The organism is Streptomyces hoynatensis, assembly GCF_003626535.1.
Classification (GTDB): Bacteria; Actinomycetota; Actinomycetes; order Streptomycetales; family Streptomycetaceae; genus Streptomyces; species Streptomyces hoynatensis.
In genome coordinates this window covers 1-14,627 of sequence record NZ_RBAL01000043.1, presented here as the reverse complement: position 1 = coordinate 14,627, position 14,627 = coordinate 1, and the positions used below count along the sequence as shown (strand labels likewise).

Annotated in this window: 16 protein-coding genes; 7 read left to right on the top strand and 9 right to left on the bottom strand. The window is 75.2% G+C overall.

Annotated features, from left to right (window positions below):
- Positions 1–224: 224 nt before the first annotated feature.
- On the bottom strand, positions 225–1,046 hold the full coding sequence (locus tag D7294_RS31365) for a class I SAM-dependent methyltransferase (protein ID WP_241562755.1): 822 nt from the start codon (positions 1,044–1,046) through the stop codon (positions 225–227).
- A gap of 88 nt (positions 1,047–1,134) precedes the next feature.
- On the opposite strand from D7294_RS31365, the gene D7294_RS31360 reads away from it, so the two are divergent.
- From D7294_RS31360 to D7294_RS31350, 4 genes are all read left to right on the top strand, one after another.
- Positions 1,135–1,851, top strand: coding sequence for a GntR family transcriptional regulator (locus D7294_RS31360; protein WP_120685216.1), 717 nt, complete (start codon positions 1,135–1,137; stop codon positions 1,849–1,851).
- A gap of 975 nt (positions 1,852–2,826) precedes the next feature.
- Complete coding sequence (locus D7294_RS32165) at positions 2,827–2,988, top strand: hypothetical protein (protein WP_158674746.1); 162 nt, start codon at positions 2,827–2,829, stop codon at positions 2,986–2,988.
- Between the two features lie 228 nt (positions 2,989–3,216).
- On the top strand, positions 3,217–4,650 hold the full coding sequence (locus tag D7294_RS31355; RefSeq protein WP_120685215.1) for a BNR repeat-containing protein: 1,434 nt from the start codon (positions 3,217–3,219) through the stop codon (positions 4,648–4,650).
- Between the two features lie 113 nt (positions 4,651–4,763).
- Positions 4,764–5,411 (top strand): class I SAM-dependent methyltransferase, encoded by a 648-nt coding sequence (locus tag D7294_RS31350; protein ID WP_120685214.1) that lies wholly within the window; start codon positions 4,764–4,766, stop codon positions 5,409–5,411.
- Positions 5,412–5,442: 31 nt separating this feature from the next.
- Here the strand turns inward: D7294_RS31350 and D7294_RS31345 are convergent, their stop codons facing one another.
- The 4 genes from D7294_RS31345 to D7294_RS31330 all read right to left on the bottom strand — a co-directional run bounded on the left by D7294_RS31345 (position 5,443) and on the right by D7294_RS31330 (position 8,257).
- Complete coding sequence (locus tag D7294_RS31345; protein ID WP_120685213.1) at positions 5,443–5,868, bottom strand: GNAT family N-acetyltransferase; 426 nt, start codon at positions 5,866–5,868, stop codon at positions 5,443–5,445.
- Between the two features lie 160 nt (positions 5,869–6,028).
- Positions 6,029–6,268: a hypothetical protein gene (locus D7294_RS31340; protein ID WP_120685212.1), complete on the bottom strand. Its 240-nt coding sequence runs from the start codon at positions 6,266–6,268 to the stop codon at positions 6,029–6,031.
- Positions 6,269–6,372: 104 nt separating this feature from the next.
- Positions 6,373–6,660 (bottom strand): hypothetical protein, encoded by a 288-nt coding sequence (locus D7294_RS31335; protein WP_120685211.1) that lies wholly within the window; start codon positions 6,658–6,660, stop codon positions 6,373–6,375.
- Positions 6,661–6,937: 277 nt separating this feature from the next.
- Positions 6,938–8,257 (bottom strand): MFS transporter, encoded by a 1,320-nt coding sequence (locus D7294_RS31330; RefSeq protein ID WP_120685210.1) that lies wholly within the window; start codon positions 8,255–8,257, stop codon positions 6,938–6,940.
- 298 nt (positions 8,258–8,555) lie between these two features.
- On the opposite strand from D7294_RS31330, the gene D7294_RS31765 reads away from it, so the two are divergent.
- Positions 8,556–8,798: a hypothetical protein gene (locus D7294_RS31765; protein WP_147450969.1), complete on the top strand. Its 243-nt coding sequence runs from the start codon at positions 8,556–8,558 to the stop codon at positions 8,796–8,798.
- Positions 8,799–8,904: 106 nt separating this feature from the next.
- On the opposite strand, the gene D7294_RS31325 is transcribed toward D7294_RS31765, so the two are convergent.
- Positions 8,905–10,389, bottom strand: a complete 1,485-nt coding sequence (locus D7294_RS31325; RefSeq protein WP_120685209.1) for an MFS transporter — start codon at positions 10,387–10,389, stop codon at positions 8,905–8,907.
- A gap of 82 nt (positions 10,390–10,471) precedes the next feature.
- On the opposite strand from D7294_RS31325, the gene D7294_RS31320 reads away from it, so the two are divergent.
- Positions 10,472–10,924 carry a MerR family transcriptional regulator gene (locus D7294_RS31320; protein ID WP_241562754.1) on the top strand — a complete coding sequence of 151 codons (453 nt, stop codon included), beginning with the start codon at positions 10,472–10,474 and terminating at the stop codon, positions 10,922–10,924.
- A gap of 112 nt (positions 10,925–11,036) precedes the next feature.
- Here the strand turns inward: D7294_RS31320 and D7294_RS31315 are convergent, their stop codons facing one another.
- The gene (locus tag D7294_RS31315) at positions 11,037–11,879 is read right to left on the bottom strand and encodes a TrmH family RNA methyltransferase (RefSeq protein ID WP_120685207.1); all 843 of its coding nucleotides are present in this window, start codon (positions 11,877–11,879) and stop codon (positions 11,037–11,039) included.
- 180 nt (positions 11,880–12,059) lie between these two features.
- On the bottom strand, positions 12,060–12,500 hold the full coding sequence (locus D7294_RS31310) for a hypothetical protein (RefSeq protein ID WP_147450968.1): 441 nt from the start codon (positions 12,498–12,500) through the stop codon (positions 12,060–12,062).
- Positions 12,501–12,691: 191 nt separating this feature from the next.
- On the opposite strand from D7294_RS31310, the gene D7294_RS31305 reads away from it, so the two are divergent.
- On the top strand, positions 12,692–13,297 hold the full coding sequence (locus D7294_RS31305) for a GDSL-type esterase/lipase family protein (RefSeq protein ID WP_120685205.1): 606 nt from the start codon (positions 12,692–12,694) through the stop codon (positions 13,295–13,297).
- 37 nt (positions 13,298–13,334) lie between these two features.
- Here D7294_RS31305 and D7294_RS31300 read toward each other — a convergent pair whose 3' ends face one another.
- Positions 13,335–14,393, bottom strand: a complete 1,059-nt coding sequence (locus tag D7294_RS31300; RefSeq protein ID WP_120685204.1) for an ABC transporter substrate-binding protein — start codon at positions 14,391–14,393, stop codon at positions 13,335–13,337.
- Positions 14,394–14,627: the final 234 nt, after the last annotated feature.

Sequence of the window (14,627 nt, the reverse complement as noted above, 5' to 3'; positions counted from 1 at the left end):
CGGCGGGGGCCGAGCGGGCGGTAGGCCGGCGGGGGCCGAGCGGGCGCCAGGCTGGTGGGGGGCACGCGGTGGCCGCCCACCGCCGGACGCCCGGGTGGGTCGCGTGCTTGTCTGCTGCCACGCCCGCGGGCTGCCACCCCCGCCGTTGGGTGCCGCGTGGCACCTCGCCGGCCGTCGTCGTCCTTTGGGGCGGCGGGGGTAGTGGGCGTGTGTGGCGGGTCGGGTCAGCGGTGTCCGAGGCTCAGGAGGTGGGAGCTGGCGGCCAGTAGTTCGGGGTAGGGCTCGGCCATCCTGGCCGCGGTCAGTGCGGACTCGAACAGGGGGGCGTCCCCGAGGGGCCGGCCGGCGTGCTGTTCGGTCGCCTTGAGCATGGCCCACGTCGGGCCCTCGATCCCGAACACCTCCGCGTCGGCGAACCCGGCCGCCGCGACCTCGGCGCGCAGTTCCTCGCCGCTGTGGAAGTAGGCGGCGGTGAACGCCTTCTTCCCGTCGTGCACGCGGCTGGCCAGGATGCCGGCGATGCTGTCGCGCACGTGCGCCAGGTGCAGGTGGGCCAGGGCCGTGTGCTCGAACAGCGAGGCGTACCGGTTGATGCCGGCCGCGGCCAGCAGGCCGCCCGGGCGCAGGACCCGGTGCCCCTCGCCCAGTGCCCGGCGCCGGTCGGCGGGGTCGATGAGGTGGTAGAGCGGGCCGAGCATGAGGACCACGTCGTAGGCGGCGTCCTGTGCGGAAAGCTGCCGGGCGTCCCCGAGTTCGGCCAGGCAGCCGGGTACCTGCCGCGCCTGCTCGACGTGCCGCGGCACCGGGTCGACCAGGTGCACGGTGTACCCGTCCTCGATCAGCCACCTGGCATGCACCCCCGGGCCCCCGCCAACGTCCAGGATGCGCGCCGGCGGCTCGGGCAGGTACCGACGCAACAGCTCCTGGGTCCGCAGGAGTTCCAGCCGTCCGTCGGCAGACGAGGTCAGGCGGTCGGCCTCCGTGATCGTGTCCGTGTAGAAGCGCATCACTTCGGGAGCCAGCGTGGGCGGCTTGGCGAGGGTCATGGGGGCATTGTCACCCCGAGGTCGGCAGCGGAGGTAGCGTCTCCGCTGACCTGACCGGTCAACCTGCCAATTCGCCTCGGGATATGCCATGTCGAAACTCAAATACGAGCAGATCGCCGACTACTTGCGCGCACAGATCACCGAGGGCCACTTCCGCCCAGGCGAGGTGCTGCCTTCGGGCAGGGACCTGTGCGAGCAGTTCGGAGTCTCGCGCGCCACCGTGATCAAGGCCATGGACGTCCTGCGTACCGACGGCGTCGTCGTCGCCCGCCAGGGTTCCGGGTTCTCCGTGGTGCAGACCCCTGTCGCTCGGCCCGCCGGACGTCGCGGAAGCGCGTCTCGGACGACGGGCGCCGGGCCGTTCCGGCGGTTGGGCACACCGATGACGGAGGTGCCGCCACCGCGTATCCGTGAGGCGCTTCAACTCGGCGAGGATCAGCGCGCATTGCGGCGGGCGAGGCTCGTTCTCAAGCAGGATGGCTCTCCTGCAACGTTGGTTGTCGCATGGTTCCCGCCCGGCATTGCCGAAGCCTGCCCACGGCTGTCGGCTGCCGGACCAATCGCCGAGGGCACCACTGCCTATGTGAAACGGACGACGGGCAGGGCACCGACCGACGGTGTGGATGTCTACACCGTGCGCATGGCCGCCGCGGACGAGGCGGAGCTCCTGGAACTCACCCTGCCGGCGGCAGTCGTCATCACTCTGCACACCGCGTCAGACGCGGACGGACCACTGGTCTGTGAGGAAGGCGTGACCCCGCACACACTGTGGGAGTTGACGGACAGTTACCCCATGAACCCGTGATTCAACGCCCCTCATCCATACGAGGGGTATCCCTTGACTGGACCGGTCAACCGGTCCAGCCTGATGAGGCATCATCACCGCTTTCGACGAATCGAGTCGCACATGGTGACCTCACGCCCCGCCGACCTGACCGCCGGGCATGTCGACGTCGGCCGCATGACTCAAGCGACCGAGGACACAGTCCCTGTCCATCGCGACCATGCCGAGACGCCCTGCGCGCCCCCGGGCCGCTACATCTCCCCGCAGTGCGCCGGGCGGCGGTGCGAGAAATGCCGCCAGGCACGGGCGCGTCCGCCAGAGCCGCAGAACGGGGTCGCGTTCGACCCCTGCACCCACGACTGCCACATCGGGTGGCGCGCGGTGAGCGGCGTCCGCGCGTCCGGAGCCCCGGGGTGAGCGAGGACCCGCCCGCCCCGGCGCCCGCGGCGGGCGAACTCAGGCCCTGGCCCTCGCCACCCGACTCGACCACAACGACGTCACCGAGGATCTGAACCCGTGTCTCTCCCTGCCCGAACGCCGTTGCTGTGGGGGCCGAGGCGGCTGCCCGTGCCCCACGCCGTCCGCTGGAGCGGCGAACTCGTCGTCATCACCGAGGAGTTGACCCTGCGTCCGGAGGGCCGTGGGCTGGCCTGCCGCGAGGAGAGGGTGGGCGACCGTGACCGGCACGGCGTGCTGTGGGCCCGTCTCCTCGACGCCCCAGGCAACGGCCCCCGAGTTCCGGGCCATGCATCCGGCCCGGCAGCGGCGCGCGATGCGGGAGCGGCTGTGTCAGGTGTGCGGGGGCCCGGCGGACCGCAACGGGAAGGGCTGGTTGTTCGTGCTGGGGCGCCCGGCCGCGGCGGAGGAGGCTCCGGGCCGGCCGGAGGGGCTGCTGTGCACGAAGCCGCCGGTGTGCGGGCCCTGCGCGCGGCTCGCCGCCGGGCTGTGTCCGCACCTGGGCGAGCCGGTGTTCGTGCGGGCGGCGAAGCCCCGTGTGTGTGGGGGGTCTTCGGCGGCCTCGTCACCCCGGCACCCGGCGGGCACCTGATCGCGGGCGGGGACGCCGATCTGCCCTACGGCCACCCGGCCGCGCCCTGGTTCCTCGCGAACCAGCTCGTCGTCGAACTCACCCGCACCGCCCGCCTGCCGGAGCCGTAGCCGCCCGCCTGCCGGTGTCGTAGCCGCCCGGCCGCCGGCCGAAGTTCCCGCGCGCCCGGGCGGGAGCGGGCGCGCGCCTCGGGTGGGCGCCGGGCGCGGGCGCCGGGGGGCGCGTGCGGCTTTGCGCCGGCGGGGGTTGGGGGCGGAGCCTTCCCGCGCTACGCTCCTCGGCGAGGCTGGGTTGAAACCTTTCATGCAGGTGCCGGACGGCGAGACGAGGAGCCGACGATGACCGGGAAGCCCGACCGCAGAACCTTCCTCCGCGGAGCCGTCGGCACCGCCACCGCCGGGGGCCTGCTCGCCGCCGGGGGCCGGGCGGAGGCCGCCCCGGGCCCCTCGCTCACGGCGCTCGGCTCCTCCCTGCTCGACCGGACCGCCCTGTACTTCGTCTCCTACGACGGCCTGGTCAACAACAACGCCTTCCAGAAGAACGCCCTGCTCACCTACCGGGACTACCAGTACGCCGTCTGGTACGCGGGCGACCGCAACGCCACCGTGGCCCGCCGCCCCCTGGGCGCCACGGCCTGGTCCACCGCGACCGTCGGCCACCGGCTGAGCACCGACGACTCGCACAACGTCGTCTGCGCCGGCGTCTCGCCCGCGGACGGCCGCCTCCACCTGGTGATGGACGCGCACAGCAGCGGCTACACCTACGTCAAGTCCGTGGCCGGGCTGCTCGACGCGCCCGCGTCGCAGCCCTGGACCGCCGACCGCTTCGGGGCCCCGCAGACCAGCCTCGACGGGGTGCGCCTCACCACCGCCTTCACCTACCCGCAGTTCCTCGTCTCTCCCTCGGGCGCGCTGCAACTCTCCTATCGCAGGGGCGTGTCGGGCAACGGGGAGGCCGCGCTCGCCGAGTACGCCGACGGGCGCTGGCGGGACCTGGGCGCGTGGAGCAGCGCCGCGGGCACCTACACCACGGCCCACGGGTCGAGCGCCGCCCGCAGCCTCTACCTGCACGGCCTCGACTACGGCCGGGACGGCGTGCTGCACGTCTTCGGCACCTGGCGAGAGCAGAGCGCCGCCGTCACCTGCGGCGCCGACCTGACCAACCACGACACCGTCTACGTCCGCAGCGCCGACCGCGGCCGCACCTGGCTCAACGCGGCGGGCGCGGCGGTGGGGACCACGGGCGGGAGCCCGGTCTCCGTCTCCTCGCCCGGGCTGGTCGTGGACCCGCTGAGCCCCGATCACGCGCTGATGAACCAGGAGTCGCAGGGCGTCGACTCGGCGGGCCGCCCGCACGCCCTGATCAGCTACGTCCCCGGCAGGTTCGGCCAGTGCGTCCCCGGCTACGTCGCGGGCCGCATCGCCTACGCCCGCCCCTTCCACGTGTGGCGCGACTCCGCCGGCGCCTGGCACAAGACCGAGCTGCCCTTCCCCCTCGAATCCAGCCAGCGTTCTCAACTCGCCTTCGACGCCTACGACAACGCGTACGCCGTACTGCCCTACGGGCGGATCGCCGCCGCCTCGGCGGCCGGCTCGTGGAGCGACTGGACCATGCTCTACGACGGCAGGAGCGCGCTGAACGCCTTCGGCGAGGTCGTGATCGACCAGACCCGGCTCGCGGCCGACGGCGTGCTGTCGATCCTCTACCAGGAGCGTTCCTCCGGCACCACGCCCTCGGCGCTGCACGTCCTCGACTTCGCGCTCCCGCGCTGAGCCGCCCCCGCGCCGGGCCGCTCCCGGGCCGCGGCCGGTCCTTTTGCCGTTGTGGCAAAGGATCTTGGGGGCGGGGCGGCGGCGCGGCCACCCTGAGGGCGGAGGTGGCGAGGATGACAGAAGGACACGGGCCGGGCGAGACGGCCACGGGCGGGCGGCCGGAGGGGGCCGCGGCCTGGGACGCGCGTTATCTCAGCCGGGAGCGGCTGTTCAGCGGCCGGCCGGGCGGGGTGCTGGTGGCCGAGGTGGCCGGCCTGCCGTCGGGGCAGGCCCTGGACGTGGGGTGCGGCGAGGGGGCCGACGCGCTCTGGCTGGCGGCCCGCGGCTGGCGCGTCACCGCCGTGGACATCTCCCGGGTGGCCCTGGAGCGGGCCGCGCGGGCCGCGGCCGGGGTCGGGAACGTGGCCTGGGCCCGCGCCGACCTGGAGGTCACCGGCCCGCCGGCCGGCGCCTTCGACCTGGTGTCGCTCCAGTACTTCCCGCTGCGGCGCCGCCCGGGACACGCCGCCCTGCGCCGCCTGCTGGCCGCGGTGGCGCCCGGCGGCACGCTCCTGGTCGTGGGCCACGACCCGGCCGGCCTGACCCCGGAGGCGGCCGGCGGCTTCGACCCGGCCGACTACTACCAGCCGACCGAGATCGCGGCGCTCCTCGGCGCGGGCTGGACGGTGCTCGCCGACGAGACCAGGCCGCGGGTGGCGCCCGCGCCCGAGGGCACCCACCACACCCACGACACCGTGCTGCGCGCGGTGCGTTCGGCCTGAGGGCCGGGAGGGGCCGCGGCGCGCGGGCGGCTCAGGGCCGGTGGATCATCAGGTTCTGCGGATCGGGGAAGGGGGCGAACCCGGCCCTGGCGTAGACCTCGTGGGCGTCCTGGGTGATCAGCAGGATGCGGCCCAGGCGGTAGGGGGCCAGATGGTCGCGCACCGCCCGGGTCAGCCAGGTGCCCAGGCCCCGCCCCCGGTGCTCCCTGGCCACGTAGACGTCGCAGTACCAGGCGAAGGTCGCCAGGTCGCTGACGACCCGGGCATAGCCGACCTGCGCCCCGTCGGGCGCGTACACGCCGAAGTTGAGCGAGGCCGCGATCGCGCGCTCGACGGTCTCCAGGTCGCGGCCGAGCGCCCAGTAGGCGTCCGTCGACAGCCATCGGTGCACCAGGGCGGCGTCGATCCGCTCCCGCTGTGTCGATATCTCGTAACCGTCGTCCCTGCGCACATCCATGCGCGCCATCGTAGTGAGCGGCCCGCCGTTCCCGGCCACGGGCGGACTCGCCGGCCACGGGCGGCTTCCCGGGGCAGGCGCGGGGTGAGGCCGGGTCGGCTTCCTCGCCCGGTGCGCTTGTTCCGCCGGGGAGTTGGGCCGACTCGCGTCCGCCGCCAGGTCAGGGGCCGATTTCGACGACCACGGCGGTCTTCTCACTGTGTGCCAGGAAGAGGACGGCGTGGTTCCACGGGGTGGTGACCAGCCGCATGGTGGCGTCCGGCTCGCCGAACGGCTCGGTGTGGCCAAGGGGGTCGTCGCATGCCGCGGCGAGCGCGGTGGTCAGTGCCTCGGCGGCTCGTTCGGGCAGTGCATCATGCCGCTGCTCAACGCCCGGGTCGTACTTGAGTCTGTAGGTCACGCCGGTTCCTCATGCTTCGGGGTGGCGTCTGACCCCGACGCCAATCGGGCCCTTCGGCCGATGAGCGTAGTCGACCTCTCGCAATGTGTGACGGGAACGCCGGATTACGCGGCACCCCGAGCCCTGATCTGTTCCGCCTTCGCGAACACCTGCTCGGTCCTGTCGATCAGGTTGGCGGGGAGGCCCTCGCCGCGCCCCTCAAGGGCGGCCAGCTCCCGGCCGCGCGTCATGGCGTGCTGCATGCGTTCGGCGGCGGCGACCCACTTCTCGAACACGTCCAGCAGCGCAGTGGCAGGCGCCTTGTTGATCTCGGCGAGGAACCGCTGTGACAACGCCGGGCTTCCGAGCGCCTCACAGATGCGTTCGATCGTCCACTTGTCGCCGCTGCTCATGTCCCCTCCGTCCCGTGATTGCCGTCAGGCTAGCAGCCCACATCGCCAAGACCGCACCGTTTCCGGCAATGCCACCCCTCGAAAGCTTTCCTGCACATCCCCTCTCTTCCCGAAGGCCAGGACGACACACGGCCCCACGTGGGGCCGTCTGTTGTTCGGCACGTTGGGGTGCCAGGCAACTCCGCAGGCGAAGAGTTGCCTGACACCCCTCACCTGAGGACCAGCGGTACGGTCTCGCCGCGCCGTTCGCGAAGGCGACGCGTCGCCCGGGCGGGCCTCACGGGGCGGCGCATTCCGTGGGCGCCGGCTCCCGGAGTGCGGAACTCCCCGCGGGCGTCGGCCGGTTCGCCGCGGGCGTCGCCGCCGGTGCCGCGGCGTCGCGCTCCGGCCGCGGGGCCGGCCGGCGGCCGGGGCGCGTGCCGCCCCGGCCCTCCGCGGCGGCGCGGCGCTCAAGGGCCGTCGAGAGCAGCGCCGTGACCAGCGCCGTTGCCGCCATGCCCGCGCCCACCAGGTTGGCCCGGCTGACCTCGGCGCCCGAGGCGAGGACCAGGCCGCCGAGCCAGGCGGCGAGCGCGTTGCCCAGGTTGAAGGCGCCGATGTTGAGCGCGGAGGCGAGGGTCGGCGCCTCGGCGCCCTGGTCGAGGATGCGCTTTTGCAGCGGGGGAGTGGTCGCGAAGCCGAACGCCCCGATCAGCGTGAGGGTCACCGCGGCGGGCACCTTGTGGTGCGCGGTCCAGGTGAAGGCGGCCAGGGCGAGCGCCAGCGCGGTGAGCGCCGTGTACAGCATCGGCATGAGGGCCCGGTCGGCGTACCGGCCGCCGACGAGGTTCCCCGCCACCAGGCCCACGCCGAACAGGACGAGCAGCCAGGTCACGCTGGACTCCGCGTAGCCGGCCGCCTCGGTCATCATCTCCGAGATGTAGGTGATCGCCGCGAACACCCCACCGAAGCCGAGCACCGTCATCGCCATCGCCAGCAGCACCTGGGGGTTGCGGAGCGTCGCGAGCTCCCGGCGCAGGCCGGGGCCGCGCGCCGCGCCCTGGGCCGCGCCCGCCTCCCGCGGCACCAGCGCGCCCACCCCGGCCAGGGCGAGCAGGCCGACGGCCGCGACGGCGGCGAAGCTCAGCCGCCAACTGGCCCGCTGCGCCAGCAGGGTGGCCAGCGGCACGCCCACCACGTTGGCGACGGTGAGGCCGGTGAACATCAGCGCGATGGCCTGCGCCCTGCGGTGGGGGGCCACCAGTCCCGCGGCCACCACCGAGCCGATGCCGAAGAATCCGCCGTGGGCGAGCGAGGCCACGACCCGGCCCGCCAGCAGCAGGCCGAAGGAGGGGGCCGCCGCCGACAGCGCGTTGCCGAGGGTGAAGAGGACCATCAGCACCAGCAGCATCCGCTTGCGGGGCGCCCGGGCCCCCAGGACGACCATCAGCGGGGCTCCGGCCACGACCCCCAGGGCGTATCCGGAGGCCAGGTACCCGGCGGTCGGGGCGGAGACGTCGAACTCCCGCTGGATCTCGGGCAGCAGGCCGGTGACCGCGAACTCCGTGGTGCCGATCCCGAAGGCCCCGATGGCCAGGGCGAGCAGCGCAGGTGGCATGAGCGTCCCCATTTATTTGCGAGCGAGCATTACCCGCCGCAAAAGATACTTGCAGACGCTTGATGCTTGCAAGCGCGGGCAATGGTGGGATGCGTGGTATCCGGGGGCGCCCGCGCCCGGCCGCGCGGGCCCTCCCGGCGCGTGGGCGGAACGTCTGCCGGGCCGCGGCGCCGCCCGGGCGCCCCCCTCGTGCGCCGGGGCGCGGGCGCGCGCCTCGCGCCGGGCCGTTCGTCATCCGATCGGTGGAACGGGCGCCGCTCTGCGGCCCCGGGGCCCGGCCTCAGGCCAGGATGCCCCCGTGCGTATCCAGCCGAATCCCAGGGCCACACGGCCCCTCAACTCGCTTCCCGGGTGCGAGCATTGCTCGGGCGTCCTGTGGCCGGACATCACCGTGCAGGGCCGGCTCCCGGTGTGGGTGTGTCCCTCCTGCGCGACCCCGATGGGCCGCTTCTGGCACCACCACGACGGCCCCCGCTGCCCCCTCGGTCACTCGACGACCCTGCTGACCGACCGCTCGGGGCGCCGCCACATCTGCCACTGAGGGCCAGGTGCGTGGGTCCGCCCCCGCCTCCGGGCCGATCCCCCCGCCCGCCCCCGGGGCCGGTGCGGTTCCCGGCCGCCCCGGGCCGCGCCGGCCGCCCGGCCGCTCAGCGGCTGCCGCCCGCGCGGGCCCCGGCGCGCCGGGGCCCGCGCGCCGCGCCGCCCGTCTCGCCCGCCTCCAGGGTGTCGAACAGCGCGGCAGCCCGCGCCGCGCCGGCCGCCGCCCGCCGCCCGGTGGTGAGCAGCCCCAGGGCGAGGACGCCGAGCCCGAGCGCGGCCACCAGCCACCACACGCCGCGCTCCGCCTCGGTGAACGCCGCCCCGCCGCGGGACAGCGACGGCCCCACGATCGCCCCGGCGAGCGCCACGCCCAGGGTGGTGCCCGTTTGCCGGCCCACGGAGGCCATGGAGGCGGCCAGCCCGGCCATCGAGGGCGGCATGCCGGAGACCGCCGTGTTGCTGATCGGCGGATTGACGGTGGCCAGGAAGACCCCGAACAGCAGGTGGACCGCGAGCAGTCCGGGCAGCGGCGCCTCCTGCCCCAGCCCCAGGGAGGCGAGGCCGCCCAGGGCCAGGGCCGCCCCGGCCGTCACCAGCGGAAGCCGGGGTCCCCGCGCGGCGACCACCCGGCCCGTGACCGGGGAGAGCACCAGGGTCAGCGCCCCGACGGGGAGCAGGCACAGCCCGGCGCCCAGCGCGGACAGGCCGCGCACGTCCTGGAGAAAGAGCGTGGTCACGAACAGGAAGGCGCCGAAGCCGCACAGGGCGAACAGGGCCGCGAGGACCGCCCCGGCGAACGGCAGGCTGCGGAAGAGACGCAGGTCGAGCAGCGGCTCGGCGCGGCGCGGCTCGTAACCGAGCAGGGCGAGCAGGGCCGCCGCCGCGAGGACGGGCAGGCCGAGGACGACCGGCGAGGTCCAGCCCAGCGCGCCTGACTCCACGATCGCGCAGACCAGCCCGCCCAGCACGAGCACCACCAGGACCTGGCCCACCGGGTCGAACCGCCGCGCCCTTGGGGCGCGGGACTCGGGCACGAACCGGGTGGCGCACACCAGGGCCGCGGCCACGATCGGGACGTTGACCCAGAAGACGGCGCGCCAGCCTGGGCCGTCGGCCAGGAGGCCGCCGAGGACCGGGCCCAGCGCGAGCGAGAGCCCCGACATCGAGCCGAACACGCCGATGGCCCTGGCCCGTTCGGCCGGCTCGGGGAAGGTGGCCGCGACGATCGCCATGGCCACCGGGTTGAGCATCGTGCCCCCGGCGGCCTGGAGGGCGCGCGCCGCGATCAGCCAGCCGATGCCGGGGGCCAGGCCGCACAGCAGCGAGCCGAGCCCGAAGGCGGCCAGCCCCGCCCGGAAGACCCGCCGGCGGCCGAACCGGTCGGCGGCGGAGCCGGCGAGCACCAGGAAGGAGGCCAGCACCAGGGTGTAGGCGTCGATCGTCCACTGGAGCCCGGTCTCCGAGGCGCCCAGGTCGTCACGGATCTGCGGCAGCGCCACGTTGACGATGGAGATGTCCATCACCACGACGACGATGCTCGCGCAGCAGACGGCGAGCACCAGCAGGCGGCGGCCACGGCTGAGTTCTGGCATGCGGAATCCCCACGGCAGGAGGTGGTGCCGCCGGACTCGGGCGGCACGATCGGACAGCGGCCACGAAGCTAGAATTGCGAGCGTGGTCGAAGTCAATCCGCGGCCCGGGCCCATCCCCCGCTCCGGCCTGACCATCGCCGAGGCGGCGCGGCGCACCGGGGTGAGCGTGCACACCCTGCGCTACTACGAACGCGCCGGGCTGGTCGTCACGCCCGTCGACCGCAGCGCGAGCGGCCGGCGGCGCTACCACCGCCTCGACATCGAGTGGATCACCATCTGCACCAGGCTGCGCGCCACCGGCATGCCCATCAGGGCGATCCGGCGGTATGCCCAGCTGGTCGCCGCCGGGAGGGGCAACGAGGAGGAGCGCCTCGCCCTCATGGAGGCCCACCGCGCCGAGACCCTGGCCAGGATCGCCGAGTTCCAGGAGCACCTCCGGCTCATCGACCACAAGATCGACGTCTACCGGGAACGGCTCGCCGCGGGCGACGCCGACCGGCTGTGGGCGCCCACCAGGCTGGCCGAGACGGGCTGAACGCGCCCCGCGCGCCCGCGCATTGGCCCCCGCGCCCCCGCGCCGCCGTGCGCCTTCGGCTGCGCCGGGCGTGCCGGGGAGCGCGGGCCGGTTCGCGGCGGCGCGCGCCGGTTCAGCGCGCCGGTGCGGCGGTCGTGGGCGCGCCGGCCGCGGCGCGTTGCCGCGCGGCCTCGTAGAGCACCACGGTGGCGGCATTGGCCGCGTTGAGGGAACTGGCCGAGCCGGTCATCGGAATCCGCACCAGCGCGTCGCAGCGCTCGCGCCATCCGGTGCTCAGGCCGGTGGTCTCGTTGCCGACGACGAGGAGCACCGGGCCCGTCAGGTCGAAGGCGGCGAGCTCGTCGGTGCCGCCCTCGTCCAGCCCGACGACCCGCACGCCCGGCGGGCCTGCCGCCTCCAGCCAGCCGCCGACCTCCCGGTGCCCAGGCGCGCGGACCACGGGCAGCGCGAACAGCGAACCGGTGCTGGCCCGCACCGACTTGGGGTCGTAGACGTCGGCCGCGTGGCCGGTCACCACCAGGCCGTGGGCGCCGAAGGCGTCGGCGGAGCGCACGATGCTGCCGATGTTGCCCGGGCTGGTGGGGCGGTCGAAGACCAGGCCGAGGAAGCCGGGGCCGAGCGGGATGCGGGAGAGGTCGTCCCCCGGCAGCTCGGCGACGCCGACCAGCTCCGGCACGCCCTCGTCCTTCTCGCCGAGTTCCGCGAGGAGTTCCGGCGCCATCGCGAAGCGCTCGGCCGGCACCTCGCGCAGCAGCTCGGCCGCCCAGCGCGTGGGCCGGCGGGCCGGGTCGTAGAGCAGCGCGCGCAGCGGCCAGCCGTGCGCGACGGCCTGCGAGAGGGGCCGCACCCCCTGCACCAGGAACTCCCCGGACCGCTGCCTGGTCCTGCGGTTGGTCAGCAGGGCCTGCCACTGCTGGAAGCGCGCGTTGCGCGTCGTGATCCGCTGGGCCGCCACCCGTGCTCCGTGCCTTTCCCGCGCCGATGTGCCGCGCCGCCCCGCCGTGGCCGCCTCTCCCGGCCCGCCCGGCGCCCGGCGGCGAACCAGCAGGCTACACCGCCCGCCGCCCGGCCCGTCCCCGGAGCCTCCCCCGCGGGACCGGGTGCGGGGCGCGGGATGCCGCACGGCCCGCGCCGCTCACGGGCGCAGCAGGCGGCGGCGCCACCAGGGCTCGTCGGCGGGCGCCGCCGGGTCGGGCAGCGTGCGGCGCAGGTACCGCTCGTCCAACGGGGCGAGCAGCGCGCCGAGTTCGGCCGCGCACCGGCGCGGCACCGCCCGCCTGATCGTCTCCAGCGCCGCGCGGCACTCGTCCGGGTACCACCAGTCGCCGATCGGCACCGGCCACAGGCCCACGCCCACCGCGTACGGGTACAGGACGCCGTGCCCCGGGGCGTGCACCAGCCGGTGCCAGCGGCGCCACGCCTCGTGGGCCGCCCCGGGCCAGAGGCGTTCGCGCTCGGCCGCGGCGATGGCCGCCAGGGTGCGCGCCGAGAGGCCGGGCACCACCGCGCGGCTCTCGCCCGGGCGGCGGCGGCGCCGAAGCCGGCGGCGCACCTGTCCCGGAGACCTACGCGGCACGGCCCTTTCCGCCCCGGGGGCGCTCGCGGCGGCCCCGCCGGGCCAGGGGAAGGTTCTCGGCTTCCGTCATGCCACCATCCTGCCGCACCCCTGCGCCGCACCGAAGCCCCCGGTGGGCACGGCAGTTGGGCGGGGAGGCGGGCGGGGAGGGGCCCGCGGGACCCGGACGGCGGCCGTGCGAGGATCGCCGCATGCCACGTGACCTGCGCGTCTGTTTCGTCGGGGATTCCTACCTCGCCGGCGTCGGCGACCCCGGATGCCTGGGCTGGGCCGGCCGGCTGGCGGCGCTCGCGCACGCGGAGGGCCACCCCCTCACCGCCTACCACCTGGGCGTGCGCCGGGATACCTCCGCCGGGGTGCTGGCCCGTTTCGTGGGCGAGTGCACGCCCCGGCTGCGGGAGGCGGAGGACCCCCGCGTCGTGCTGTCCTTCGGCGTGAACGACGCCACCGCGGAGCGGGGCCGCACGCGTGTGGCCCCGAAGGAGTCGGTGGCCAACCTCGGGCGGCTGCTCGGCGAGGCCGCGACCCGTGGCTGGCGGGTGCTGGTGGCCGGCCCGCCGCCCGTGGCCGAGGCCGCACACGCGGCCCGCACCGCCCGGCTCGACGAGGAGTTCGCCCGGGTCTGCCGGGACCGGGCCGTGCCCTACGTGCCGGTGCACGCCTCGCTGCTGCGCAGCGCCGTGTGGATGCGGGAAGTACGGGAGGGCGACGGCGCGCACCCGGGCGCCGCCGGGTACGGGGAACTGGCCGCGCGCCTCGCGCCGCACTGGCGGGCGTGGCTGTCCGGCCCCGCGTGAGCGGCGGCAGGACGGCGGCAGGCGGGGCCGGTTGGGCTCAGCCGAGCACGCGGGCGGCGCGGATGGCCTCGGCCAGGTTCTCCAGTGCGGGGGCGCAGCCGGCGTAGCTGTAGGTGGGCTCGGGGCTCCAGGCGGCGACCTGCCCGGCCCGCACGGCGGGCAGCGCGCGCCAGGTGGGCTTGGTCTCCTCGAGCCGCCCGGGTTGCAGGCTGATGGCCCGGTCGTCGAGCAGGATCAGGTCGGCGGGGTAGAGCCCGGCGTTCTCCCAGCTGACGGACTGGAAGGTGCCGCCCTCGTCCGGGTCCCGGGGCGTGACCAGGCCGACGCCGAGCTCCTGGTAGTACGTCAGGTCCGACAGGTCCCGCGGCACGCAGAACCACAGCTTGTCCTCCGTGGCGGACACCGCGAGCACCCGCAGCCCCGGCCGGTCGCGGGCGGCCTGGCGGACGGCCTCGGCGGCCGCGTCGAACCGCGCCTTGGCCCCGGTGACGGCGGCGGAGCCGAGGTCGGCGCCCAGGGCCCCGGCCAGCTCGGCGTACCGCCGGACCGTGACGCGCAGCGGCGGGCCGACGTTCGCGATGCCGACGCCGGGGGCGAGTCCGAGGATGTCCGAGGCGGTGTCCTCGGGGAGCCACCACAGGTCGGGCTGGGTGTGGACGTCGCTGACCAGGAGCTGGGGGCGCAGCCCGGCGTATCGCTCGATGTCGAACTCGCCCCAGGCGTTGCCGAGGCTGGTCAGCCGGTCCAGGTCGAGGCCGCCGGCCAGCACGCTGGGCGCGCCGTCCTCGGCGCGCGCGGGGCCGAAGACCCCGACGCAGGCAATGCCGTAGTCGAGCAGCGCCGCGGCCGAGCCCACGTAGGCCACGATCCGCTCGGGCACCGCGTCGAGCCGCACGGTCTCGCCGCGGTCGTCGGTGAAGGAGAAGGCGCCCGCCGCGGCGGAACCTCCCGCGGCGTCCCCGGAGTTCGCCGACGCGCCCGGGCCGGAGGAGCAGGCGGCCAGGGCGGTGGCGCCCAGCGCGGTGCCCGTGGCGAGGAAGGCCCGGCGGGGGAGGGGGGTGGGAAGGAGTGCGCGGGGGCTGCGCGGATGGCTCATGATGCTGCCCTGCAGTCTCGGGGGGCGTCTCCCGGGAACGGGAGATGAGGAAGAGTGAGGTTAGGCTAACCTAACTCTCCTCGTCCGGGCCAGGGAAGGCCGCGGCGCGCTCAGCTCTCCCTACCTTGTTGATCGGGATGAGCGAGCCATTCGTAGGGTTGGCTCACCCAGGGGGCCCGGGTGTGGCTTTCAGCTCTCTGCCGTCCGTGGCTGACTGCGATTCGCCGCCGGGCC

Bases quoted from the DNA above. Each gene is read 5' to 3' on its own strand.
- D7294_RS31365 (WP_241562755.1), bottom strand. From the start codon at position 1,046: ATGACCCTCGCCAAGCCGCCCACGCTGGCTCCCGAAGTGATGCGCTTC.
- D7294_RS31360 (WP_120685216.1), top strand. From the start codon at position 1,135: ATGTCGAAACTCAAATACGAGCAGATCGCCGACTACTTGCGCGCACAG.
- D7294_RS31355 (WP_120685215.1), top strand. From the start codon at position 3,217: ATGACCGGGAAGCCCGACCGCAGAACCTTCCTCCGCGGAGCCGTCGGC.
- D7294_RS31350 (WP_120685214.1), top strand. From the start codon at position 4,764: ATGACAGAAGGACACGGGCCGGGCGAGACGGCCACGGGCGGGCGGCCG.
- D7294_RS31345 (WP_120685213.1), bottom strand. From the start codon at position 5,868: ATGGATGTGCGCAGGGACGACGGTTACGAGATATCGACACAGCGGGAG.
- D7294_RS31335 (WP_120685211.1), bottom strand. From the start codon at position 6,660: ATGAGCAGCGGCGACAAGTGGACGATCGAACGCATCTGTGAGGCGCTC.
- D7294_RS31330 (WP_120685210.1), bottom strand. From the start codon at position 8,257: ATGCCACCTGCGCTGCTCGCCCTGGCCATCGGGGCCTTCGGGATCGGC.
- D7294_RS31325 (WP_120685209.1), bottom strand. From the start codon at position 10,389: ATGCCAGAACTCAGCCGTGGCCGCCGCCTGCTGGTGCTCGCCGTCTGC.
- D7294_RS31305 (WP_120685205.1), top strand. From the start codon at position 12,692: ATGCCACGTGACCTGCGCGTCTGTTTCGTCGGGGATTCCTACCTCGCC.
- D7294_RS31300 (WP_120685204.1), bottom strand. From the start codon at position 14,393: ATGAGCCATCCGCGCAGCCCCCGCGCACTCCTTCCCACCCCCCTCCCC.